Source organism: Olivibacter sitiensis DSM 17696, assembly GCF_000427965.1.
Classification (GTDB): domain Bacteria; phylum Bacteroidota; class Bacteroidia; order Sphingobacteriales; family Sphingobacteriaceae; genus Olivibacter; species Olivibacter sitiensis.
The window spans coordinates 152,951-174,084 of the sequence record NZ_ATZA01000004.1 but is presented as its reverse complement, the minus strand read 5'-3'; the positions used below and the strand labels follow the sequence as shown (position 1 = coordinate 174,084).

Sequence of the window (21,134 nt, the reverse complement as noted above, 5' to 3'; positions counted from 1 at the left end):
AACACGGTTATATAACTCTCCATCAAGATAAGCTCATTTCCATTTGATTTAGAGTTCAAAACGATGTCAATTTGAGCTTAATTAATGGTAGCGTTGAGCTTAAAAAATCCAAAGTGTTGTTTCAAAACTTTAATATTACCACTGTTTTGTTGTTTTGAAACTGCAAAATAAACATTCCCATATCATAGTTTTTTTATATGCTATCGCATATAAAAATATATATAAATTTATTTTTATATGTTTTTGCATATAATTCATTAAATTTGTTTAATTTCGTTGCAAAAGCATATAATCATGAGGCGATTGGCAGATTTTGTAAAAGAAAAAAGGAAGCAGGCAAACCTCACCCAAGAGGCTTTTGCTGAGCGGGCAGGAGTAGCACTCACCGTAATCCGGAAAATAGAGCAGGGTAAGGAAAACCTCAATCTCGAAAAAGTAAACCAAGTACTCAAAATGTTTGGGCATACACTGGTACCTGTGAGTGAAAGGGATATATCCGATATAAACAAATAGAGCAGATGAGAAAAGCAGCGGTATACTATCAAGACTTTTTAGCGGGAATCCTCACGGAAACGGATGATGGAGAATATATCTTCCAATACGATGAAAGGTATATTAGCGAACATCCAAAACGATTTCTAACCTTTACGATGCCGGTAAGCTCCAAACCTTATGTAGACAAACGCCTGCCGTCCTTTTTTGAAGGGTTGATACCAGAGGGATGGTTATTGGATATTGCTTCCAAAAGCTGGAAAATCAACCCAAACGATCGAATGGGCTTGCTTTTGGCCTGTTGTCAAAACTGTATCGGAGCGGTTAGTATTCAACCCATATCAAACGGAGATGAAGAATAGAAGATGTTTATATTGCTATAGGCCATTGGATGACGGTTCGTCGGGTGATTTTCATGAGCAATGCAGTCTGGATTTTTTTGGAACCAGACAACAGCCGCTGTTCGAACATTCGCTGGCACAGATGGTAGAGTTGGCTAAGAACATAGTGGAAAGAAGTGTAGCAGTTCCCGGTGTACAACCAAAACTCTCCCTGTCCTTGGTGAAAGAAACTATTCAGAATGGAAACAAAGGGCGTTTGACCGTCGTGGGTGCATTGGGAGGTAACTATATCTTCAAACCACCGTCCGATCATTTTAGGGAAATGCCGGAGAACGAACATGTCACTATGCGCATCGCCGAAGCCTTTGGGATAAATGTTGTCAAATCGAGTTTGATCCGCTTGCAATCGGGAGAGCTATCTTATATTACAAAACGCATAGACAGGACAGATGCCGAAGAGAAAATCCATATGCTCGACATGTTCCAGATTACCGAAGCTGTCGACAAATACAAGAGTTCTATGGAAAAAATCGGAAAGGCATTGGATAACTATTCCAGCAACACACTGTTGGACAAAGTTTATTTTTTGGAATTGGCAATCTTCTGTTTCCTGACAGGAAATAACGATATGCACCTGAAAAACTTTTCGATGATAAACTGGGAAAACGAATGGACTTTGGCACCTGCGTATGATCTGCTTAACGTCGCCATCGTAAATCCTGATGATACCGAAGAATTGGCCTTGACTTTGGAAGGGAAAAAAAGAAAGTTGCGGTGGGAGCATTTTGAACGTTTGGGAAAAGTGCTGGCATTGAATGACAAACAAATTGCTGGTATCGCAAAGCGCTTCCAGAAAAACAAGTCAATTGCCATCCGATGGGTCAATAATTCTTTTTTATCGGAAGAATACAAGCAAAAGTATAAAGCGCTTTTGGATGAGAGGTATGCTGTCTTCGGGTGGATGTAAATGCAATTTTGTGATGAAGTGGCAAAATCGATATTGTAAAGTTTGTTTCCATAATTCATCATTTTTGCTGAATTATGGAAACAAATTTCTGTCAACTTATAGTTTAAGGAAACTGAAATAGCCACTATTACTTAATCCGACAGGGACATATAGATAATGTAAGCAAAATAGCTTACATGGACAAATGTTCTTCTTAGCCGTCAAGCCAAAAACAGCACAGGTAAGTTTTTTGATTAGCAAGAAATGTGACCGCGAATAACAGGAAAAAACAAAATTGAACAGCATATGCTATAATAGAATAATAGGATTTTTTCCGATTATCCTATTATAAAATCACAATTCGCGTATATCCGATTATTTCATACATTATAATGTTCAAAATACCATTCAAAGAAACGGAAAGTTTCGGCCCTTGGATAGCGGTCACTTCGCCCGTCTCTCTGAACTTCGAGCTTCTTGGCATTAGGAATCGCATTTTCTTTTAACAGCTTCTTATAACGTTCATAAGGTTTTAATCCAGTAAGGTAGCGTTCACCTTTTTCATAGTTTGCAATTGCTCCCGGCTTTCGGATCTCCGCAATAACATTGTCGCAACTGGTAAATAGCTTCCCTGTTGACGAAAAATGAAGTAATATCCATGTTTCAAAACAGGGGTTATTCTCCAATATGGTCACCCCAGATTGTTCGGCAGACTGCTTGTTGGCATGATACTCGGCCATTCTATTTTCATTGATAATCTTATCCATGTCTATCAGAGCATAAACATGATCGTAGCCAGTGTTTTTCAAGGTTACCGCCCTTTCCAGAACACCTTTGTAGCTGCCGATTTTTCTTGGGTAATCGGGGAAAATATCGAGATTGGACGGTCTATCCGTATCCCGTACGTTGGCGAAATAAATACGTTCCGTTTGGCCATCGCCTACCAACGCTACCGTTTTATTGGTTCTTTTGTTCCTGGTATGTCTGGCCATGTTAGTCCGCTACGATGATGTATGGAGACCCTAAGTTTGGCTTGGCGCCCAATCTCCCCGTTCTATAAGCGTTGATTAAGCTGGCATCTTTCCGTAGGGTTGTGGTATCAAAATCTGCCGCAGAGAAAAGTGAAACAGACCCGTCGCTTTCTTTTTCGCTGAACCATAACGCATCCCTGCGTATGAAATCGGGATCGGCCATCAACGAAAGGTTATGCGTGGTAATCAATAATTGAGACCTCGTAGAGTTCATTAGGAAAACCTGTAAAAAATGCTTCATCAAATCGGGATGCAATGACGTTTCCAATTCGTCGATGCAAAGCAAATGTGAGCCGTGTATCAGTTCATAGAGAGGGCCACCCAAACCAAAATACCTTTTAGTTCCGCTACTTTCCTTTTGTATGGATAAGGGATATATATCGCCACTCCCTATTTTGTGCAAAAACTCAATTCTCCGTTCATTTGACCCACCATAAAACTTGATTGGATTAGCTTTTTCCCCACTTGAAGACCCAATTGTCGTTTTGCTGGAATAACTGCCCTGTTGCAAGATTGTACCTTGAAATTCATTTTGAAAAGTGTCATCGAGAGGTATCGCTATCAAATCGTTCCAATCAGGTACTAATACTTTCGCTATCTGGTTATCCGCTTTGTACAAAAGTGTATTTATCCAATCGTTGATAGTAGGGTTCTTGTCGATAAGTTTGGCCGTAATCTCGGTAAGGTCATGCGCCGATGTAACCATACCAAGAAGGTAGGTACTGAACCATTTATTCAATTCTTCGAGCTCCGGTATATCAACGTTTGTTTTGGCGTATGCCCCAAGCACCGTATTATTATGCAAGGTGTTGCTTTCCAATAAATCTTTTTCCCTTGCCGGTACCTTGGCTTTGGACCCAAACTGAATTTTGGCTAATCGCTTTTCCGGATCGGTTTGCCTTGAAAAAAGTTCCGTTGGCCTGACCGTTTGATAAAACAAAAGTTTTTCGTCCAGTATGGAATGTTTGGTAAAATTCAATTTATATAAATAACGGAGATCATCCACATAAAAAGACAACTCGAAATAAGAAGGCTTTGAATAGGCATCTTCACAAAACAGAAAAGGATCAAACGAAAGCCCCTGTGATTTATCTCCAGCAGGATACAAGAGGATTTTGCGTAGAAAATCAAACGCCTTTAAAATCGTAGTCTTGCCCGAAGCATTGGCCCCATAAATGTAGGCCAACTTCAACAATTTCCGCCCATCGCCCATCGTTATCTCATAGGCATCTTCCTGGATGCTATCAGCAACCTCAAAGCTGATTTCTGCCTCGTTTTTTACAGGGCCAAAATTCTTTATTTTGAGATAATGTATCATTTTAATCCTTATTTTCTCGATATATCTACAAAAATACGAAATAAAAACAAGTGTTTGCTCAACTATGTTTGTTTTCTTTGCGAGTCACTGTTTGTGTTTGGCGTTAAAATCTATATTATATGCAATTGTGTCACAAATGTTGACAATATTTGTGACAAATACCAAATGATGTTTGCATATTAACCTGTTTAATATCAAAGGGAAAACCATTACTTTTTGAATTAATTTTCAATTAATATTTTTACATTTCATGAAGGTTTCGGATGTTGGTATATAAAGGGTTTGGTGATGGCAAAGCTCGATGAATTAAAAAGACGTTTAAAACAAGGAGAGGTCTATCGTAGGACAGATTTGGCACAGTGGTCAAAGTCTGTAGATAGGCATCTTGATGAGTTGCTAAAGGATGGTACACTCCAAAAACTTTCGCAAGGAGTATATTACTATCCCAAAGAAACGGCTTTTGGCAAAACTCCACCGGAAGAAGATGTTTTGGTTCGTAGCTTTTTGAAAGATGACCGCTTTTTGCTGATCTATCCAAATTCATATAATGGTCTGGGTGTTGGCACAACCCAACTGTATAACTTACGTAGAGTATATAACCAAAAGCGACATGGTGAGTTTACGCTTGGCAATCGGAAATTCGACTTTAAAATCAAGCACCATTTCCCAAATAAACTCACAACCGAATTTCTTTTGGTCGATTTGGTCAATAACCTTGACAAGCTTGCAGAGGATAAACTGGAGGTTCTAAGAAATGTCTTGAAAAAAGCCGAAACAATGGATGTTGAAAAATTGGCGGATTCCGTCGCATTATACGGTACACTAAAACCAAAAAATTATTAGCTCCGGTCGTTTCCAAAACTGCTCGTAGATAGAATAAGCAAGTACGTCGAAAAACTCTAAAAAGTATTTTACTAACCAAAGCCCACAACCTAAACAAAAACCTATCCATGTTACAATCCGTAACAACACAATCAAATCAACACAAAACCGTAACAAATACTAACGGAGCAAAATTTTGCGGTTCAAAAAATAGTTCATATATTGCTTTACCTTGAAAAGCATCGGTTTTTAGTGGTTTTGTCTCATTTCTTGTTTCATTTTTCAGAGTATATTTACCTCCCTTTTTAGTGTTTAACAAAGATACAATTTGTTTTCTTGTCGCAATATAGGCTTTCGAGCCGTGGCGAGTTGAATGAGGGTCGTTTGAGTAAAGCTCGATAGAGCGGTCAAACGATATGTTGCTCCAATAGGGCAATACAAGCTGTTGGCGATATTTTTGACCAAAAATGGTGACAGCAGTGCGGCCCGAATGAATGCGCAGGCGAGCAAAATCAAGAAAAGCGGTTGGATTTTGTTCTATGGAACATAGATCGAAATCCAAGTGAGCTTTTATGAAGCACGACCTTTCGCAAAGCAATACGGGTGACAAATCATATTTGGCGACCGTATTGCCAAGATTGGGAGTGCGGAATGCCATTTTTCCTGCCGTTCATATGGTTGTTGTTCCTCCCGATTGTGTACCCACCTAGATTGTGTTGTGATAGCAATGGCTAAACGGGCGGTGAAACCCCAAAAGTTTCAAGAGCCATGTTTAGCCATTATGCCATTTTACATCAACCCCTCGTCACACATGCTGGAATATCCGTCCACCGTAATGATTAGATGCTTTATCACCTTTATGCCCATGATATGGCCACATTCCACCAGTCGCTTGGTTGTCTGTATATCGTTTCGGCTTGGTTTTAGATTTCCGCTAGGGTGGTTATGCGCCAGTATGATCTGTGTTGCATTGGCTTTTAACGCTGCTGCAAATATGGCACGCTGGTCAACGGTAACTCCATCTATACCTCCACTTGAAAGTTCATATATACCCAATACGCGGTTATACGGATAGCTTGCTTTATATGCTGTTTCAGCACATTTTGGTATAATCCCTCTCTATTGTTTTGTACTTGCAAGTTGTGTTTTTGTACGTACGGTTTTCGTTCCTCAATCCCGCACCCACAAAAATAACTTGCCACGGAACAGCCACACCCCGTTGGGGAATGGCCGTGCCGTGGTAGGAAAAAGGTCGCAACTCCCTTTTTCCTACCAGAAGACGAACACAGACGTTTTGTGAATAATTTTGTACTTTTGATAATCAAAAGAAATTGTTATGCAAACGACATATCGTTTAAAGGCCAAAGAGATCAGTATGTCCTTTCTAAAATCCTTAAAGACTTTGTTTGAAGGACAGGAGGTGGAGATCATTGTTAAATCCGTGGATCAGAAAAAAGAAAGGTTGCCCAAAGAGGCAAATAAAGGTTTGTTGCAAATGATTAAGGACAACCGACAAAATGCTCCAGTTATTTCCCCAAATATGGATATACGTGGTTTAATCGACAGTGCGCATAACCCGGACGGTATCTAATATGAATTATATTGATACGGATGTGCTGATTCACTCGCTGGTTAATCAAAACCCGGGTTTGCACTTGAAGGTTAATGATCTGATCGAAAAAATGATCGTTGACGATACGTTTCTAATTTCATGGCTCAATATACAGGAAGTTGGGTTTGTTCTGGCCAAACTTGACCAGCCTGCCGACTTTATATCCGCTAAATTGATGACATTGATGTCTTCCTTGCCCGTAGCCTATGGTTCTATTGAATTTACGCGTGCGTTGGAACTGGCAAAGACCATCGGTTTTAAGGATTTTAATGACTGTATTCATACCGCAATTGCTGAACAACATTGCTCCGGCCTCTATACCTACAATTATAAAGACTTCAAACGCATCCAACCCTACACTTCGCTGAATATCCATTTTCTATAGCCAACAGAAAAGTCGTTTTCCCGCAAGGAAAAACGGCTTTTTTCGTTTCTTAGGGCACTTTAGGAACCAATAACAGGCCTTGGCGTTCATTTTTATACATCTGTGTGCAGTTTCCAAAAACTTCATGTACATTTGAATCAGTTCTCAATTTGCATAAACCTCCGAAACTGGGTAATATTTTTTGGATTATGAAAAAGATCGTCATTGGCATAGCGCTGTTATTGGTCGTACTTGTCGCAGTTTTATTGATCAAAACGGCAGTACATCCCTTTTTAGACACAAGTGAAAGGCCCACGGGTGAAAATGTAGCCCCAATTTCTGATGCTGCCATTCAACGATTTTCTGAAGGCATCAGAATCCCCAGTGTTTCCAATGCGGATTATGCCGAGTTCGATTATGCCCCCTTTGATGAATTTGCATCCTATCTGGAAAAAACGTATCCCCGCATATACCAAAAAACGGAACATTACAAGATAAACAACCATGGTTTGGTGTTCAGGTTAAAAGGCGAAAATCCGGATCTAAAACCTATTTTATTCCTTTCTCATTATGATGTCGTGCCCGCTTGGAATTATGATGGGCAAGACAGTCTGGACGCCTCCATACAAGCTCCTTTCTCAGGAGCGGTAATCAATGGAAGGATATACGGACGAGGAACTTTGGATATGAAAGGGATGTTGTTTGGCCTTATGGAATCTATCAACAAGATCATTGCAAACGGGCCAAGGCCTCAAAGGGATATCTATCTTGCGTTCGGTTTTGACGAAGAAGTGGGCGGGCTTGAGGGCGCGTCAAAGATTGCCGAAGACTTTAAGGCGAAAGGGCTACATTTCGATGCCGTTTATGATGAGGGTGGGATTATCTCGACAAAAGGCAGTATTCAGGGGATCACCTCGGATGTGGCACTCATTGGCTGTGCCGAGAAAGGTTTCCTATCGGCCAGGGTGAAGGTAAAAGGCCTGGGAGGGCATTCTTCGATGCCACCCTTGCAAAGTGCGATAGGCAAGGCGGCAATCATCATGCAAAGGCTGGAAAACAACCAGATGAAGCCGATGGTCATACCGATCATCTCCAATTTTCTGGACAACGTGGGCGGTATGATGCCTTATGCCAATCGATTGGCCATTGCAAACCAATGGTTGTTGAAACCCGTGCTGCTGTCTTCCCTGGCGAAGAACAACGCGACCAATGCATTGACTAGGACCACTACGGCACTTACAATGATGAAGGGAAGCGATGCTTCGAATGTGTTGGCGCCCGAGGTTGAATTTGTGGTGAATTTCAGGATTTTGCCTGGCAACAGCGTTGCCGACGTCAGAGAGCACCTTGAGAAGGCATGTGAAGGATTTGAGGTGTCGATAGAAGAAGTGAGCAATACACGCGAAGCATCTAAGGTATCGCCAACTGATACGCGCGCATATGAGGTGATGAAAGAAAGTATCAATACGGTTTTTCCCGATGCTGTTGTGACTCCCTATCTAACGATTGGGGGTACGGATGCCTATAAATACGAAATTGTCAGCGACCATATTTACAGGTTTATGCCAGTTGCTTTAGATGCCGATGAGCAGCAGAGCATTCACAACACGAACGAGTCAATCAGCACTGAGAACTTCAATAGGATGATCCGTTACTTTGAACTGGTAATGCAGAACTATGACAAAAAGTAGATCTATATACTTGCTGTTAAGATATGTTAAAAAAGGGTGTCTATCAAAAACATTTTGTTAAGTTCGTACCTTATACCTTTTGATCATTACAACAAAAGTAAAGGAACTTACACATGCAAGAAACAAATATATTATGGGCTGATGATGAGATTGATCTGTTGAAACCCCACATCATGCTTCTAAACGAAAAGGGCTATTACGTTAAGACTGTGACCAATGGACACGATGCCGTGGAGGCTTTTAAAAACTCCTTTTTCGATCTGGTATTTCTCGACGAAAATATGCCCGGACTTACGGGATTGGAAACATTGAGCACCCTCAAAAATATAAACCCCTTGGTGCCTATGGTGATGGTTACCAAGAACGAGGAAGAATTCCTAATGGAGGATGCCATAGGGTCAAAAATAGACGACTATCTTATTAAGCCAGTCAATCCAAAGCAGATTTTGTTGACGATAAAAAAGCTGACCGAGAACAAGCGATTGGTGAGTGAAAAGACATCCATGGCCTACCAGCAGGAGTTTCGTAACCTGGGCATGACGCTGAACGATAACTTGGACTATAAGGAATGGGCAGAGGTGTACAAAAAATTGGTGTATTGGGAGATCTCACTTGAAAAATTAGAGGATGAGGGTATGCACGAAATCCTCACCATGCAGAAATCGGAAGCCAATGCACAGTTCTCCAAGTTTATTGAAAAGAATTATCTAAAATGGGTGAAAGACCCAGATAGCGGACCCCTTACCTCCCCTCAGTTGCTCCGGAAGAAGGTCTTTCCTCAGTTGGAGAGCAACAGACCCACTTTCTTTTTTCTGATAGACAATCTGCGGTATGACCAATGGAAAGTCATCAATGATGTGTTGGCAAATTACTACCGCATAGATGAGGAAGATACCTATTATAGTATACTCCCTACAGCCACGCAATATGCTCGAAATGCGATATTCAGTGGCATGATGCCCTCTGACATGGAGCGTCAGTTTCCGCAGTTATGGCAAAACGACGAAGATGAAGGAGGGAAAAACCTACATGAAGAAGCGTTTCTTTCGGCACTGATAAAAAGCACCGTCAGAAAAGAATGTAAGTTTTCCTACAACAAGATATTGACCTTGGAGCAAGGCAGGGATGTCGTAGATATCTTGCCCAATCTCATGGGCAATGAACTCAATGTGTTGGTCTACAATTTTGTGGATATGTTGAGCCATGCTCGAACGGATATGGCCATGATTCGCGAATTGGCGAATGACGAAGCGGCTTACCGTTCGCTCACACTTTCATGGTTTCAGCACTCGCCTTTATTAGACGCGCTGAAGTGGCTGGCGAGCAAAAATGTAAAAGTTGTCATTACGACCGATCACGGTACCATCAAGGTAAGGCATCCAAGCAAGGTAATAGGAGATAGGAATACAAATACCAACTTACGTTACAAGCAAGGGAAGAACCTGAATTACATAGACAAAGATGTATTTCTAGTGAAAAATCCGCAAGATGCAAAACTGCCCAAGCTGCACGTAAGCTCCAGCTTTATCTTTGCCAAGGAAGATACCTATTTTGTTTATCCTAATAATTACAATCAATTTGTGAATTATTTCAACGAGACGTTCCAGCATGGAGGCATTTCGTTGGAGGAGATGATTATTCCATGCATTACATATAGTCCCAAATAAAAGCTTTGCTTACCTTTGTGCCTTATGGTACTGATAGCAAAGGGCATTGACGAAATACCGCAGGTGGCTGAGGAAATATTGAAATATACTCGCCGTCCTGCGGTATTTCTTTTTTTTGCAGATATGGGGACAGGTAAAACAACGCTTATTAAGGCATTATGCCAAGCGCTTGGCGTGCCAGCGCAAGATATCTCAAGCCCAACTTTTTCCATAGTTAATCAGTATATGGGCAAAGAGGGTGAGGTGATATACCATTTTGATTTCTATCGTCTTCGCGACGAGACCGAAGCCTATGACCTGGGCTATGAGGACTATTTCTATTCGGGGCATTTTTGTTTTGTAGAATGGTCAGAAAAAATTCCTAATCTATGGCCACCAGATCACATCAAAATTCACATGAAGACGCAAGCAGATAGATCCAGGCTAATTACCTTGGAAATTAATGAAGCCAGTTAATCGGATATATTGATTTTTTTGCGTAAATTTCCCACCACTTTCGAGTAAAGCAGACCCACACATATATGAGTGAATTGTCCAAACTGGCAAGACAGGCCATGATGCAGCCGCAGGAGGCCTTATTAGAAACCGGCAGCAAGAAAAATAGCTTATGCATCGGTATTCCAAAGGAAATCAGCTATCAAGAAAATCGAATACCGCTCACACCACTTTCTGTGGCACTTCTGGTAGAGAATGGGCATCAGGTATTGTTAGAATCTGGTGCAGGCGATGGGGCCAATTTTTTGGACCACCACTATAGCGAGCAGGGTGCAAACATCGTATATGAGAAAGAAAGGGTGATGCAGGCGGACATCGTCATAAAAATAAATGGCCCCACATTGGAAGAAATCGCGCTGATGAAACCTGGACAGGTACTGTTCTCCTCGCAGCCACCTTCCTTCATGACGATGGAAACATTAAAGGCCATGATGAACAAGAAAATAACGGCGCTATCGTACGAGTACCTAAGGGACGAAGGCAATATTCTTACAGTTGTGCGCGCCATGAGCGAGATAGTGGGCACAACATCCGTGCTTATCGCTGCCGAATACCTCAGTAATATCTTTAATGGAAAAGGGTTGATGTTGGGTGGTATTACCGGCGTGCCGCCTACCGAAATTGTCATCATTGGCGCAGGTACTGTAGGCGAATATGCTGCTCGTACGGCTATTGCACTTGGCGCACAGGTCAAGGTTTTCGACAATTCGGTCTATCGTCTACGGCGTTTGCAGACAAACATAGGTAATAGGGTGTTCACTTCGGTCATTCAGCCCATCGTTTTGCGAAAGGCCGTGTTAAGTTGCGATGTCGTCATCGGTGCCATGCGCTCTCCGAGTGGCAGATGCCCCTGTATCGTCACCGAAGAGACCGTATCTAAGATGAAACCGAACTCTGTGCTAATTGACGTCTCCATCGACCAAGGCGGCTGCTTTGAGACGAGCAAAGTGACCAACCACGAAGAGCCCGTGTTTAGAAAGTACGATGTCATTCATTATTGTGTACCCAATATTGCTTCAAGGGTAGCCAGAACGGCCACCTACGCCCTCACAAACATTTTCACGCCTATCTTGTTAGATATCGGAGAGAAGGGCGGGCTATGGAATCTGATCTGGGAGAAAACGGGTATTAGAAAAGCCATATATCTTTATCAAGGACAGTTGACAAATGCAGACATGGCAGAGAAGTTCAATATGACCCCGAAAGATCTTGATCTAATGATTGTCTCCAGCAGATAGCCACATAGGTCACTTTCTCCCAGAGATTGTTATATGAGGATACTTACCAAAGCATTTTATGTTGACGCTTTTAGCGTGCTTAAGGCAACAGGCGTATCGTTTGGCGAGGACAAGGCTACTAAGATGGCTGCATCATTGTCATATTATACCATTTTTGCCTTGGCCCCCTTGATCATTATTATTATGGCCATCGTGGGGATAGTTTGGGGCGAAGATGCGGCACAAGGAAGGATTTTTACCGAGCTGAATGAACTGATTGGGCCAGACGCCGCAGCGACCGTGCAATCCATTGTGCAAAATCTTAACGTTGGAAGAGGCTCCTCCATAGCGACCATTATCGGTGTTGGTACACTCGCCTTTTCCTCGACCAAGGTGTTCATCGAGATGCAGGATACCCTCAACATGATTTTCAATGTGAAGCCCAAACCAAAACGGGGTTGGGTAAAGATGCTATTGGATCGGCTGCTTTCCTTTTCTATCGTACTTTCCCTAGGTTTTATCCTGATCGTTTCCTTTATCGCCAGTGGTCTCATCACCGCCCTTAGCACGTCTATCGTCAGCTATTTGCCCGATGTATTTGTATTTGGCTATAATCTCTTTGATACTACCACGCTCTATGTGTTGGATATAGTAAACAACACGTTGTCTTTTCTGGTCCTTTCCTTCCTGTTCGGATGTATTTTTAAATTCTTGCCCGATATAAAGATTAGGTGGAAGGACGTCCGTTCAGGGGCATTTTTTACCGCCGTCCTTTTTATGATCGGCAAATGGGGCATAGGTCTGTACATGACTCAGGCTGCTCCAGGCTCGGCTTATGGTGCTGCAGGAACGCTCATTATTATCTTGCTGTGGATATTTTATGCGGCCAATATCCTATTTTTAGGAGCCGAATTTACCAAACAAAATGCGGAAATGTTCGGAATGGGCATACAACCTTCTTCCATTGCCGTAAAGGTACGCTTGGAAGAAACCTCCGACGAGGAAGATGGTGAACGCTCTTACGAGCTTAGCAACGAAGCCCAAGATCCCAAGTTTCCCAATGCTTAGGTAGAGTTGATGCTCATTACTTCCATCTTTCTCCTGCCGGTGTAACGAGAGGGTAATGTCGCTATTATTTCGGCTTTTAAAGCTTCAATTGCTTTGGTTTTTAGATAATCTCCCTTGGTAACGAGGCTGATCTCGCGAACAGGTTCTGGATTTTTGAAATAGCGTACGTTTTCTAGCTCTTCTTCATTGAATTCAGAGATGCTCAATTCCGGCATGATGGTTACACCGCTATTGCTGTCTACCATGCGCTTCAGGGTTTCCACGCTTCCCGTGTTGTACTCAAACAGCTTATCTGGATGCATAGACCGCTCTTTGTTGCAAATATTCATTACCTGGTTTCGCATGCAATGCCCCTCGTTGAGCAACCATAGTTTTTCGCCAAGTATGTCATTGGCCGTCACCAGTTTTTTATCGTGAAGCGGACTGTGTTTTGAAAGGTAAGTGACAAAAGCTTCATAGAATAAAGGATATTCCTCTATGTTGGTCTGATGTAAGGGGGTGGAAAGGATCCCGCAGTCAAGCATGCCCCGCTTTATTTCATCCACTATTTTCTCCGTAGTGTATTCCCATATCTTTAAGCGCAGTTTTGGATATTTCGCCATGAAATTTCCTAATACACGTGGCAGTAAATAGGGGGCGACTGTGGGTATGATGCCCAATCGTATCTCACCCTCCATCTCTCCCTTTCTGTCGGCTACAATCTCCTTGATCCTCTTGGTTTCGTTCAATACGATACGTGCTTGCTTGATGATTTCGGCCCCAGCTTCCGTGGCTATAATGGGCTGTCGGCTCCTGTCGAATATCTTTAGACCCAGCTCATCCTCTAGCTTTTGTATTTGCATGCTTAAGGTGGGTTGCGTAACAAAACTGTGCTGCGCTGCGCTTACAAAACTCTTATAATTGTCTACGGCAACGATATACTCCAATTGAACCAATGTCATAATGCCTATTTTGGTGTCACTGCCTGCCAAAGCAAACGGTGTGAATTGATTGTATAAATATTGTTTATTTTGTTTGTAAATATAAATAGATTATATCTATACAAAGATAGAGATAATCAATTTAAATCAATGAAATAAAAAAGTATTTTTGACCAATGACCAAGGAGCCAATATGCCATAAACTAAACAACTGATTTTTTAATAAAATAAAAGAAAATGGAAAACGATTCTAGCAACATCAGCAAGTGCCCATTTCATGGGGCTGCTCCACAACACCAAAATAGCAAAGCTACAACCAACAAGGATTGGTGGCCTAACCGACTGGAGGTGGGGTTCTTGCGCCAACATTCCACTAAATCCGATCCGTTGGGTGAAAAGTTTGACTATCGGGAGGAGTTCAAGAAATTGGATTATTACGCATTGAAGAAGGATCTGCTGCAATTGATGACCGATTCGCAAGACTGGTGGCCAGCGGATTTCGGCCATTATGGTCCGCAGTTCATCCGTATGGCTTGGCATAGTGCCGGCACTTACCGTGCATTTGATGGTCGCGGAGGCGGAGGCCGTGGTCAGCAGCGCTTTGCTCCGCTTGATAGCTGGCCAGACAATGTCAATATCGATAAATCACGCCGTTTGCTATGGCCCATCAAGCAAAAGTATGGGCAGAAAATTTCCTGGGCCGACCTGTTGATTCTCACGGGTAACGTGGCTTTGGAAAGCATGGGCTTTCGGACTTTCGGTTTCGGCGCAGGTCGTGAGGATGTCTGGGAACCCGACGAGGACGTGAACTGGGGTAGCGAAAAAACTTGGTTGGAGCACCGTCCCTTAGAATCATTCGAAGATCATCTTGGGGCTACCGAGATGGGATTGATCTACGTCAATCCAGAAGGTCCGAATGCTAATGGCGATCCGTTGTCCGCTGCGAGCTTCATCCGCGAAACCTTCGCCCGAATGGGCATGAACGATGAGGAAACCGTGGCGCTGATCGCCGGCGGCCACACCTTTGGCAAGACACATGGTGCGGCTCCCGAGTCGCATAAGGGCCCAGACCCGGAGGCAGCTTCTATCGAGGCGCAAGGGCTCGGGTGGATCAGCGACTATGGCAGTGGCCACGGTGCCGACACCGTGTCCAGCGGCTTGGAGGTTACCTGGACCCAGACACCGGCGCAGTGGAGCAACTTTTTCTTCGACAACCTTTTCAAGTTCGAATGGGAGCAAACCCGTAGCCCAGCAGGGGCCATCCAATGGGAGGCCAAAGATGCCGAGCTCATTATCCCTGGCCCGACGCCCGATTCGCCCAAGCGCCGGCCAACGATGTTGACCACCGACATTTCGCTACGCATGGATCCGGTATACGAGAAAATCTCGCGTCGCTTCAAGCACGATCCGCAAGCCTTTGCCGAGGCCTTCGCTAGGGCTTGGTTCAAGCTTACCCATCGTGATATGGGGCCAAAGTCCCGCTACCTGGGACCTGAAGTGCCTAAGGAAGACCTTATTTGGCAGGATCCCCTGCCACAGGCAACCTTGCCTGCTCCCAGTGGCGCTGACATTGCCGAGCTCAAGGAGCAGATTGTTGCGTCGGGCCTGACAATTTCACAGCTGGTATCCACCGCTTGGGCATCGGCGTCCACTTTCCGTGGCGGAGATAAGCGTGGCGGTGCCAATGGTGCACGTATTCGTCTCGCCCCGCAGAAGGATTGGGAAGTCAACAATCCCTCGGAATTGGCGGGAGTACTGGCAAAATTGGAGGCAATCCAACAGGCATCTGGCAAGGTATCGCTGGCAGACCTAATCGTACTGGCTGGTGGAGTAGGCGTTGAGCAAGCGGCAAGGGCTGCAGGTATCAACATCGAAATTCCATTTGCGCCGGGTCGTGTAGATGCCTCCCAGGAACAAACCGGCGTGGACCTTTTCGAATTTTTAGAACCGCTAGCGGATGGTTTCCGCAACTATCGAAACAATCGGAAAGCCAAGTATTATTCATCGACAGAAGAATTGCTAATCGATAAGGCGCAGCTGCTCACCTTAACTGTTCCTGAGCTGACTGTGCTTGTGGGAGGTATGCGCGCTTTGGATACTAACTTTGATCACTCTAGAAATGGTGTGCTCACTGAGCGTCCCGGTGTGCTCAGCAATGATTTTTTTGTCAACTTGCTGGACATGAGGACAGTTTGGAAGGCAGCTGATGAGCGTCAAGAATTGTTTGAGGGACGTGATCGTGCCAGTGGCGACCTGAAATGGACGGCTACTCGTGCGGACTTGGTCTTTGGATCAAATTCAGAGCTTAGGGCTGTAGCTGAAGTTTACGCCAGTGAGGACTCAAAGGAAAAATTCGTAAAAGACTTTGTTGCCGCATGGGTGAAGGTAATGAACCTCGACCGCTTTGACTTAGCGCAGTAATTGAAGCTGGAGACGATCGAGTGGTTTCCATGACACCAAACACACATCAATTGATAAGTGGCCACCGCATTTGCGGTGGCCTATTTTTTTGCTTGTATGCCCATAGGATCGCTCTGGATAGACCTGGAATACGCGCGAAAAAAGAAACAGAAGTGGGAGAAAGATATGCCAGTTAGGTAATTGTCATAATATTCACTGCAAGAAAAGGAGAGTGATCAGCGCATTGTGCCTTGGTCACTTTTTAGTATGTTTGCGTATTGATTGTTGAAAGATGATGCTGCATATTGCCAAATATATTTTTTTCCTGTTCCTATCATTATTTTTTATCGTTTCGTGCAAGCGAGTAGATGACGAACCTATTGCTCCTATCGTACCGATAACCAGGTTGTATGTCTCCTTTTCGGATATTTATGTAGATGATGGAACCTCGGAAGTCTATAACAATATTGTTGCCATTGATCCGGCGGACAGTATCATCGACGGAGCCATAAGAGGCACTGTGTTAGGCTATAATAGCCAAACCACCAACGGCAATGGTAGAGGAGTGGTTTTCAATGCCGATATTTCACGATTGTTTCAAGCAGGAAGCCGAGATAAATATATTCGCTCATTTACCTTGAGCAATGCAGGCGTTATTAGTGCCTCCACCTATTTTGTAGATACATTGGTGACCAATGGTATTAGAGATATCGCACTCTACAGCTACCTAAACAGTAGCAATACCAGAGTCAATCAATTATACGTAGCAGACCTGAATGGCAGATACGTTCATTTTTATCTGGGGCCACAATCGCTGACAAATTATATCAGGCCTACCAAACGCTTCTATACCGGCGCAAACTCTACACCTTTTGGACTAGATACGAGCAATGATACTCTTTTCGTGAGCATGTCTGGAAATGCACATGAGATTAGGTTATATGCAGGACTTAACAGCAGCATAGGAGGGGAGGATACGACCGTTACTCCAGAGATACTGTCGTCCATTACCATTGCTGGAGCTACAGACCTGCGGGGGCTTAGCTACAGCGATTCCCTAGACATTTTGGCTGTAGCTGATAATGATGGCAAGGTGTTCATCATAGAAGACGCAAAAAGCAAGTTCTCAGCTGGTGGAGAGGTCAATCCCACGCGAACGATCACCGGATTTAGCAATCCGGCAGACGTGGCCATAGATGAAAGAAGTGCAAAGAAAAGGCTTTACGTAGCAGATAGAACTGCCCATAGTATCCTGCTGTTTGATATCACTACGGCCAATGGCAATGCGACTCCGTTGGGTACGCTTACATTTGGTGCGGGGATTGCGCGGACCCCCGAGTTTATACACCTGGATGCTAGATAGAGAAAGATAAAAAAAGGAAAATTTTCCGCTTTTTAATCTTGTCCCAGTATATCGAGTAGCCTCTGGATTTCCATGACTTTTTCGCTCGTGCCAGATTGGCTATATGACGACAGTAGGTTGCGCAATACCCTGGTAATGATAGCCAAGTTATCACAAGGTTCAAAAAAATGCTTTTCATTTGGTAAATTGAGTTGCTTCAAGAAAGCAAATACGTCGTGCTTGCCAAAAATCTGTCCCCTATTGAAAGCATTGATATAAAACAAAACTTCCTTCTCGTGATGGGCATCCTCGTCAAGATAAGCCAAAATAAAATGCCTAGGTAAGTTGACCCCATACACTGGTAGATCGACTTTTTGCGCTATGATAGAATAGATGGAAGCCAATAGAATAGGATTGCCCCGTTTGGTCTCCAGTACCCGGCCGATATAGGAATTCTCCGGATCGTGGTAGTTCTTGGTATTGCCGCGAAAGCCGTGCTTATTGTAGAGCACGTTGTTGAGTAGACGTACCTTTTCCACCGCGCTCATGTTATAGATCATTTCAAGCCATACATCGCGTTTTATTTCTTCCAGTATGTTAATTATTTCCTGCTCATCCTTATCGGGATATTGGTAGCGATTCACAATGAGCAGACCTTCCAATAAATCGTATGCCCCTCCCAGGTACCATGTACGCAAAGAAGTAACTGTCTGGCTGAACTGTATCTTATGGATGAGATACTCTATACGCGATTGCTTTAAAGGTTCAAAAGCCCCTTCCCACTCTTCCTCCAATGATTCTATTACATGACTTCCCAGTGAGAGGATCTTTTCTTCCACCATTCCGTAGATTTCTTCATCGGGATCATCCAGCAGATCTATTAATGACTTTATTTCTTTTTCGCTAAGCATATATACAAATATAGCAAACCTTCCATGTTCCAACAATAACGAAGAGTTTTTGTGAAGTATCTGCCAGTAATGTGATTCATCGCAAAAAGCTTACCTTTGCGTCCATGGCCAATATCAGGTTTTTCTTGGACTATTTGACGCATTTTGTCGCTGCAAAGACTAGGCATGGCGTACATTCTCCATTTGTATATCGGCTGGTAGATGAGGTGATATACGATTTCAGTCCGAAGCAGTATGATGCTGCTATTGAAAGAAGGCGTAAGCAGCTCTACAGGTATGATAGGGCAATAGTTAAGAATGCCTTGCCAACACCTCGTGTAGTACAGTTGCTTGCACGTTTGTCCGCTCATTTTGAGCCTGCTAACATGGTGGTGATAGGGGACTGCATGGGCATCGCTACGGCATACCTAGCCAAGGCATGTCCTGCAAGCCACTTGTATGCCATAGAAGAGGGGCAAACAGCCCTATTGGCTGAAGAAACGTTTGAGCAATTGCAGCTTTCCAATATAAACCTAAGTGTAGGTGAACCAAACAGTACGCTAGCTCGGCTATTGAATGATTTGGGCACTTTGGACCTCCTTTTTATAAATGGGCATCATGATTACGAGGCAAACATGTGTTATCTTTCCGAGGCATTGAACTACGTAAATGATCATTCTGTAATAATATATGTTGATATTTACTGGAACGATGACATGAAAAAAACATGGGAGACCATCAAGGCACATCCGAAAGTTAACCTTACGATAGACCTGTTTTACATGGGACTAATATTCTTAAAAAAAGGCAGGGAGGAAGAACATTTTAAGATAAGGTTCTAATTGCTTGATTGTGTTTTCCAGAATGGGTTAGAACGCTTCGCCTAAAGAGAGATAGACGCCGCTTTGACGGGGTTCTCCCGCTCGTTTTTCTCCCACAGCATAGTCGATACGCACACTACTGTTGTGATTTATGTCGAAGAAATATCGTATTCCACCACCAAAACTCGGTTTCAGCCCCGAAAGGACAAATTTACTGCTATAAACAGTACCTGCGCCCCCAAAAGCCACAATGGCAAAACGGTTCACGAAGCGATACCTAAGTTCCGCTTGGGAGGTGAACAAAGTCTTGTCCCGAAAACGTCCCTGATAGTAACCGCGCATCACCTCGTCATTGCCTAGCTGAGGGTAAAGGTAAAAGGGTATATTGCCGAAAAGTTCGTCGTAGGTCAGCTGGATACCGAGCGTAACTTTGGGGAATACTGGATAAAAGGCTTTCAGGTTGAGGCTTAGTTCAGATCCAGTGAAATTATCTCCACCAAAAAAATCTGGGGCATAACTATAGATGGCTTGCAATTGATAGCCTCTTGTAGTATATACGTTGCTGTTTCTGTTGTCAAACGTTTGTGATATGCCTACTGCCATCAGTTTGCCACCGTCGCGACCATAGAAATTTCCAGATTCGAATATTCCTGGCGAACCGTTGTTGACGTAATCATATTGTTGGTAACGGAAAGTGAGACCAGCGTAATATTGCGGAGCTATCTTCCGCTCTCCTAATACGTTAAAGCTGAATAGCTTTTGCGTGATGAGTTGTTCATCTGCTTTGTGGGTATCTCCCCCTACACCATAAAAATTGAATGGGAAATTTCTCCATCGAATAAGGGAAAGCACGTGGTAAGTATTGCCTTTGGTCCATAGGTCGGATTGCAGCTTCAAATAGGATTGTCCTTTTTCTGTCAAGGTTCCCATCAACAGGAGGCTGGAAGTGCGTATCAAGCTATCTGAACGGTCCATCTTATAGTTGACCACACCCGATAGGCCATATTCTAATCCCGTCTCTTGGGCATATCCGAGCGCTGGGAGTACCAAGAACGATGTGTGTCTGGACGTATCCTTCTCAGATGAAATGAACTGCTGTACAAAATTGCTTTGCATTAGCTTGCCATCCATAAAACGGCGGTACAAACTTTTGGGTTTGTCTTGTGCGTGGACGGTAAAACTGCTTATGACAATGCCAAACAATATGCCTAGTGAGGACAGGGGGCTTTTCATGTGCTACAATCTATTTTCTACAAGGGTTGTGGAACGCAGGTAATGTCCTGCCTCTTTTTCATGGATACTGTTTTGTTCGTGTATTCTTCACGCAAAACCAGCGAATCGGCGTTGTGCGAAAAAATGGAAAACTTAGGCAGGTATTGCCCAGTTCTATAGCAGCCTCCTTGTTTGTATCGGCCATTCTGTTGCGTAAAATAGGCTTCGATCATGAGGGTATCCTGATGCACAATGTAGACGCCCTTTGCATATTCTTTCCATGAAGTGTCCCTTGTGCAGCTATCTGCATGTAGCAAAGCTTTGTTGACCATATCCATGGAAATGTACACAGAATCGCAGGTGAACTTCATTTCGTACAAGGTGTATGCTAGTCGCTTATCTTGCATAGGGACACTGTCTTGCTTCCATACTCCCTGCAAGAAAGCCTCTCCTTCACCTTGTATGTTTGGCCTCATTTTGCATCC

General features: G+C 43.5%; 23 protein-coding genes. 15 read left to right on the top strand and 8 right to left on the bottom strand.

Features of this window, described 5'->3' with window-relative positions; all coding sequences use genetic code 11:
- The first annotated feature begins 294 nt into the window (after window positions 1-294).
- Genes A37S_RS0104150 through A37S_RS0104140 form a run of 3 tightly spaced genes read left to right on the top strand, consistent with a single transcriptional unit; the run spans window position 295 to window position 1,800 of the window.
- A complete protein-coding gene (locus A37S_RS0104150) occupies window positions 295-513 on the top strand; it encodes a type II toxin-antitoxin system Y4mF family antitoxin (protein WP_028295891.1) in 219 nt (72 codons plus the stop codon).
- A gap of 5 nt (window positions 514-518) precedes the next feature.
- Entirely contained in the window at window positions 519-854 is a 336-nt protein-coding gene (locus A37S_RS0104145) for a HipA N-terminal domain-containing protein (protein WP_028295890.1), read from the top strand.
- Complete coding sequence (locus A37S_RS0104140; RefSeq protein ID WP_028295889.1) at window positions 844-1,800, top strand: HipA domain-containing protein; 957 nt, start codon at window positions 844-846, stop codon at window positions 1,798-1,800. The genes A37S_RS0104145 and A37S_RS0104140 overlap by 11 nt, the downstream gene beginning before the upstream one ends.
- 359 nt (window positions 1,801-2,159) lie before the next feature.
- Here A37S_RS0104140 and A37S_RS0104135 read toward each other — a convergent pair whose 3' ends face one another.
- Both A37S_RS0104135 and A37S_RS26095 read right to left on the bottom strand, forming a co-directional pair.
- Window positions 2,160-2,771 (bottom strand): RloB family protein, encoded by a 612-nt coding sequence (locus A37S_RS0104135; protein ID WP_028295888.1) that lies wholly within the window; start codon window positions 2,769-2,771, stop codon window positions 2,160-2,162.
- A 1-nt stretch (window position 2,772) separates the two neighbouring features.
- The gene (locus A37S_RS26095; protein ID WP_028295887.1) at window positions 2,773-4,128 is read right to left on the bottom strand and encodes an AAA family ATPase; all 1,356 of its coding nucleotides are present in this window, start codon (window positions 4,126-4,128) and stop codon (window positions 2,773-2,775) included.
- 288 nt (window positions 4,129-4,416) lie between these two features.
- On the opposite strand from A37S_RS26095, the gene A37S_RS0104125 reads away from it, so the two are divergent.
- Window positions 4,417-4,971 carry a hypothetical protein gene (locus A37S_RS0104125; RefSeq protein ID WP_028295886.1) on the top strand — a complete coding sequence of 185 codons (555 nt, stop codon included), beginning with the start codon at window positions 4,417-4,419 and terminating at the stop codon, window positions 4,969-4,971.
- A gap of 136 nt (window positions 4,972-5,107) precedes the next feature.
- Here the strand turns inward: A37S_RS0104125 and A37S_RS0104120 are convergent, their stop codons facing one another.
- Window positions 5,108-5,512 carry a hypothetical protein gene (locus tag A37S_RS0104120; protein WP_169719432.1) on the bottom strand — a complete coding sequence of 135 codons (405 nt, stop codon included), beginning with the start codon at window positions 5,510-5,512 and terminating at the stop codon, window positions 5,108-5,110.
- A gap of 10 nt (window positions 5,513-5,522) precedes the next feature.
- Here A37S_RS0104120 and A37S_RS27410 point away from each other — a divergent pair, with 10 nt between their 5' ends.
- A complete protein-coding gene (locus A37S_RS27410) occupies window positions 5,523-5,660 on the top strand; it encodes a hypothetical protein (protein WP_169719431.1) in 138 nt (45 codons plus the stop codon).
- A 79-nt stretch (window positions 5,661-5,739) separates the two neighbouring features.
- Here the strand turns inward: A37S_RS27410 and A37S_RS23540 are convergent, their stop codons facing one another.
- Window positions 5,740-6,006 carry a JAB domain-containing protein gene (locus tag A37S_RS23540; protein WP_051292708.1) on the bottom strand — a complete coding sequence of 89 codons (267 nt, stop codon included), beginning with the start codon at window positions 6,004-6,006 and terminating at the stop codon, window positions 5,740-5,742.
- 280 nt (window positions 6,007-6,286) lie between these two features.
- On the opposite strand from A37S_RS23540, the gene A37S_RS23535 reads away from it, so the two are divergent.
- From A37S_RS23535 to A37S_RS23530, 7 genes are all read left to right on the top strand, one after another.
- Window positions 6,287-6,541: a hypothetical protein gene (locus tag A37S_RS23535; RefSeq protein WP_051292707.1), complete on the top strand. Its 255-nt coding sequence runs from the start codon at window positions 6,287-6,289 to the stop codon at window positions 6,539-6,541.
- 1 nt (window position 6,542) lies between these two features.
- Window positions 6,543-6,947 (top strand): type II toxin-antitoxin system VapC family toxin, encoded by a 405-nt coding sequence (locus tag A37S_RS0104105; RefSeq protein ID WP_028295884.1) that lies wholly within the window; start codon window positions 6,543-6,545, stop codon window positions 6,945-6,947.
- A 188-nt stretch (window positions 6,948-7,135) separates the two neighbouring features.
- Entirely contained in the window at window positions 7,136-8,617 is a 1,482-nt protein-coding gene (locus tag A37S_RS0104100; RefSeq protein WP_028295883.1) for a M20/M25/M40 family metallo-hydrolase, read from the top strand.
- 113 nt (window positions 8,618-8,730) lie between these two features.
- The gene (porX, locus tag A37S_RS0104095; protein ID WP_028295882.1) at window positions 8,731-10,284 is read left to right on the top strand and encodes a T9SS response regulator signal transducer PorX; all 1,554 of its coding nucleotides are present in this window, start codon (window positions 8,731-8,733) and stop codon (window positions 10,282-10,284) included.
- Between the two features lie 24 nt (window positions 10,285-10,308).
- On the top strand, window positions 10,309-10,740 hold the full coding sequence (gene tsaE, locus A37S_RS0104090) for a tRNA (adenosine(37)-N6)-threonylcarbamoyltransferase complex ATPase subunit type 1 TsaE (protein WP_028295881.1): 432 nt from the start codon (window positions 10,309-10,311) through the stop codon (window positions 10,738-10,740).
- A 65-nt stretch (window positions 10,741-10,805) separates the two neighbouring features.
- A complete protein-coding gene (locus tag A37S_RS0104085) occupies window positions 10,806-12,017 on the top strand; it encodes an alanine dehydrogenase (protein ID WP_028295880.1) in 1,212 nt (403 codons plus the stop codon).
- A 33-nt stretch (window positions 12,018-12,050) separates the two neighbouring features.
- Window positions 12,051-13,064, top strand: a complete 1,014-nt coding sequence (locus tag A37S_RS23530; protein ID WP_084163740.1) for a YihY/virulence factor BrkB family protein — start codon at window positions 12,051-12,053, stop codon at window positions 13,062-13,064.
- On the opposite strand, the gene A37S_RS0104075 is transcribed toward A37S_RS23530, so the two are convergent.
- On the bottom strand, window positions 13,061-14,005 hold the full coding sequence (locus A37S_RS0104075; RefSeq protein ID WP_028295879.1) for a hydrogen peroxide-inducible genes activator: 945 nt from the start codon (window positions 14,003-14,005) through the stop codon (window positions 13,061-13,063). The two genes, A37S_RS23530 and A37S_RS0104075, sit on opposite strands and share 4 nt — an antisense overlap.
- 216 nt (window positions 14,006-14,221) lie before the next feature.
- Here A37S_RS0104075 and katG point away from each other — a divergent pair, with 216 nt between their 5' ends.
- On the top strand, window positions 14,222-16,405 hold the full coding sequence (gene katG / locus A37S_RS0104070; protein WP_028295878.1) for a catalase/peroxidase HPI: 2,184 nt from the start codon (window positions 14,222-14,224) through the stop codon (window positions 16,403-16,405).
- Window positions 16,406-16,676: 271 nt separating this feature from the next.
- On the top strand, window positions 16,677-17,747 hold the full coding sequence (locus A37S_RS0104060; RefSeq protein ID WP_028295877.1) for a YncE family protein: 1,071 nt from the start codon (window positions 16,677-16,679) through the stop codon (window positions 17,745-17,747).
- Window positions 17,748-17,779: 32 nt separating this feature from the next.
- Here the strand turns inward: A37S_RS0104060 and A37S_RS0104055 are convergent, their stop codons facing one another.
- Window positions 17,780-18,637 carry a transglutaminase-like domain-containing protein gene (locus tag A37S_RS0104055; protein WP_028295876.1) on the bottom strand — a complete coding sequence of 286 codons (858 nt, stop codon included), beginning with the start codon at window positions 18,635-18,637 and terminating at the stop codon, window positions 17,780-17,782.
- Window positions 18,638-18,708: 71 nt separating this feature from the next.
- Between A37S_RS0104055 and A37S_RS0104050 the strand changes: the two genes are divergently transcribed.
- Window positions 18,709-19,458, top strand: a complete 750-nt coding sequence (locus A37S_RS0104050) for a class I SAM-dependent methyltransferase (protein WP_245586302.1) — start codon at window positions 18,709-18,711, stop codon at window positions 19,456-19,458.
- 27 nt (window positions 19,459-19,485) lie between these two features.
- On the opposite strand, the gene A37S_RS0104045 is transcribed toward A37S_RS0104050, so the two are convergent.
- Both A37S_RS0104045 and A37S_RS0104040 read right to left on the bottom strand, forming a co-directional pair.
- Window positions 19,486-20,670, bottom strand: a complete 1,185-nt coding sequence (locus A37S_RS0104045; protein WP_051292706.1) for a BamA/TamA family outer membrane protein — start codon at window positions 20,668-20,670, stop codon at window positions 19,486-19,488.
- 17 nt (window positions 20,671-20,687) lie between these two features.
- Window positions 20,688-21,125 carry a fumarate hydratase gene (locus A37S_RS0104040; protein ID WP_245586301.1) on the bottom strand — a complete coding sequence of 146 codons (438 nt, stop codon included), beginning with the start codon at window positions 21,123-21,125 and terminating at the stop codon, window positions 20,688-20,690.
- Window positions 21,126-21,134: the final 9 nt, after the last annotated feature.

What these genes read in the sequence shown, in the direction of transcription:
- A37S_RS0104150 (WP_028295891.1), top strand. Translation starts at nt 295, where the DNA reads ATGAGGCGATTGGCAGATTTTGTAAAAGAAAAAAGGAAGCAGGCAAAC.
- A37S_RS0104145 (WP_028295890.1), top strand. Translation starts at nt 519, where the DNA reads ATGAGAAAAGCAGCGGTATACTATCAAGACTTTTTAGCGGGAATCCTC.
- A37S_RS0104140 (WP_028295889.1), top strand. Translation starts at nt 844, where the DNA reads ATGAAGAATAGAAGATGTTTATATTGCTATAGGCCATTGGATGACGGT.
- A37S_RS0104135 (WP_028295888.1), bottom strand. Translation starts at nt 2,771, where the DNA reads ATGGCCAGACATACCAGGAACAAAAGAACCAATAAAACGGTAGCGTTG.
- A37S_RS26095 (WP_028295887.1), bottom strand. Translation starts at nt 4,128, where the DNA reads ATGATACATTATCTCAAAATAAAGAATTTTGGCCCTGTAAAAAACGAG.
- A37S_RS0104125 (WP_028295886.1), top strand. Translation starts at nt 4,417, where the DNA reads ATGGCAAAGCTCGATGAATTAAAAAGACGTTTAAAACAAGGAGAGGTC.
- A37S_RS27410 (WP_169719431.1), top strand. Translation starts at nt 5,523, where the DNA reads ATGAAGCACGACCTTTCGCAAAGCAATACGGGTGACAAATCATATTTG.
- A37S_RS23535 (WP_051292707.1), top strand. Translation starts at nt 6,287, where the DNA reads ATGCAAACGACATATCGTTTAAAGGCCAAAGAGATCAGTATGTCCTTT.
- A37S_RS0104105 (WP_028295884.1), top strand. Translation starts at nt 6,543, where the DNA reads ATGAATTATATTGATACGGATGTGCTGATTCACTCGCTGGTTAATCAA.
- A37S_RS0104100 (WP_028295883.1), top strand. Translation starts at nt 7,136, where the DNA reads ATGAAAAAGATCGTCATTGGCATAGCGCTGTTATTGGTCGTACTTGTC.
- porX (WP_028295882.1), top strand. Translation starts at nt 8,731, where the DNA reads ATGCAAGAAACAAATATATTATGGGCTGATGATGAGATTGATCTGTTG.
- tsaE (WP_028295881.1), top strand. Translation starts at nt 10,309, where the DNA reads ATGGTACTGATAGCAAAGGGCATTGACGAAATACCGCAGGTGGCTGAG.
- A37S_RS0104085 (WP_028295880.1), top strand. Translation starts at nt 10,806, where the DNA reads ATGAGTGAATTGTCCAAACTGGCAAGACAGGCCATGATGCAGCCGCAG.
- A37S_RS23530 (WP_084163740.1), top strand. Translation starts at nt 12,051, where the DNA reads ATGAGGATACTTACCAAAGCATTTTATGTTGACGCTTTTAGCGTGCTT.
- A37S_RS0104075 (WP_028295879.1), bottom strand. Translation starts at nt 14,005, where the DNA reads ATGACATTGGTTCAATTGGAGTATATCGTTGCCGTAGACAATTATAAG.
- katG (WP_028295878.1), top strand. Translation starts at nt 14,222, where the DNA reads ATGGAAAACGATTCTAGCAACATCAGCAAGTGCCCATTTCATGGGGCT.
- A37S_RS0104060 (WP_028295877.1), top strand. Translation starts at nt 16,677, where the DNA reads ATGATGCTGCATATTGCCAAATATATTTTTTTCCTGTTCCTATCATTA.
- A37S_RS0104055 (WP_028295876.1), bottom strand. Translation starts at nt 18,637, where the DNA reads ATGCTTAGCGAAAAAGAAATAAAGTCATTAATAGATCTGCTGGATGAT.
- A37S_RS0104045 (WP_051292706.1), bottom strand. Translation starts at nt 20,670, where the DNA reads ATGAAAAGCCCCCTGTCCTCACTAGGCATATTGTTTGGCATTGTCATA.
- A37S_RS0104040 (WP_245586301.1), bottom strand. Translation starts at nt 21,125, where the DNA reads ATGAGGCCAAACATACAAGGTGAAGGAGAGGCTTTCTTGCAGGGAGTA.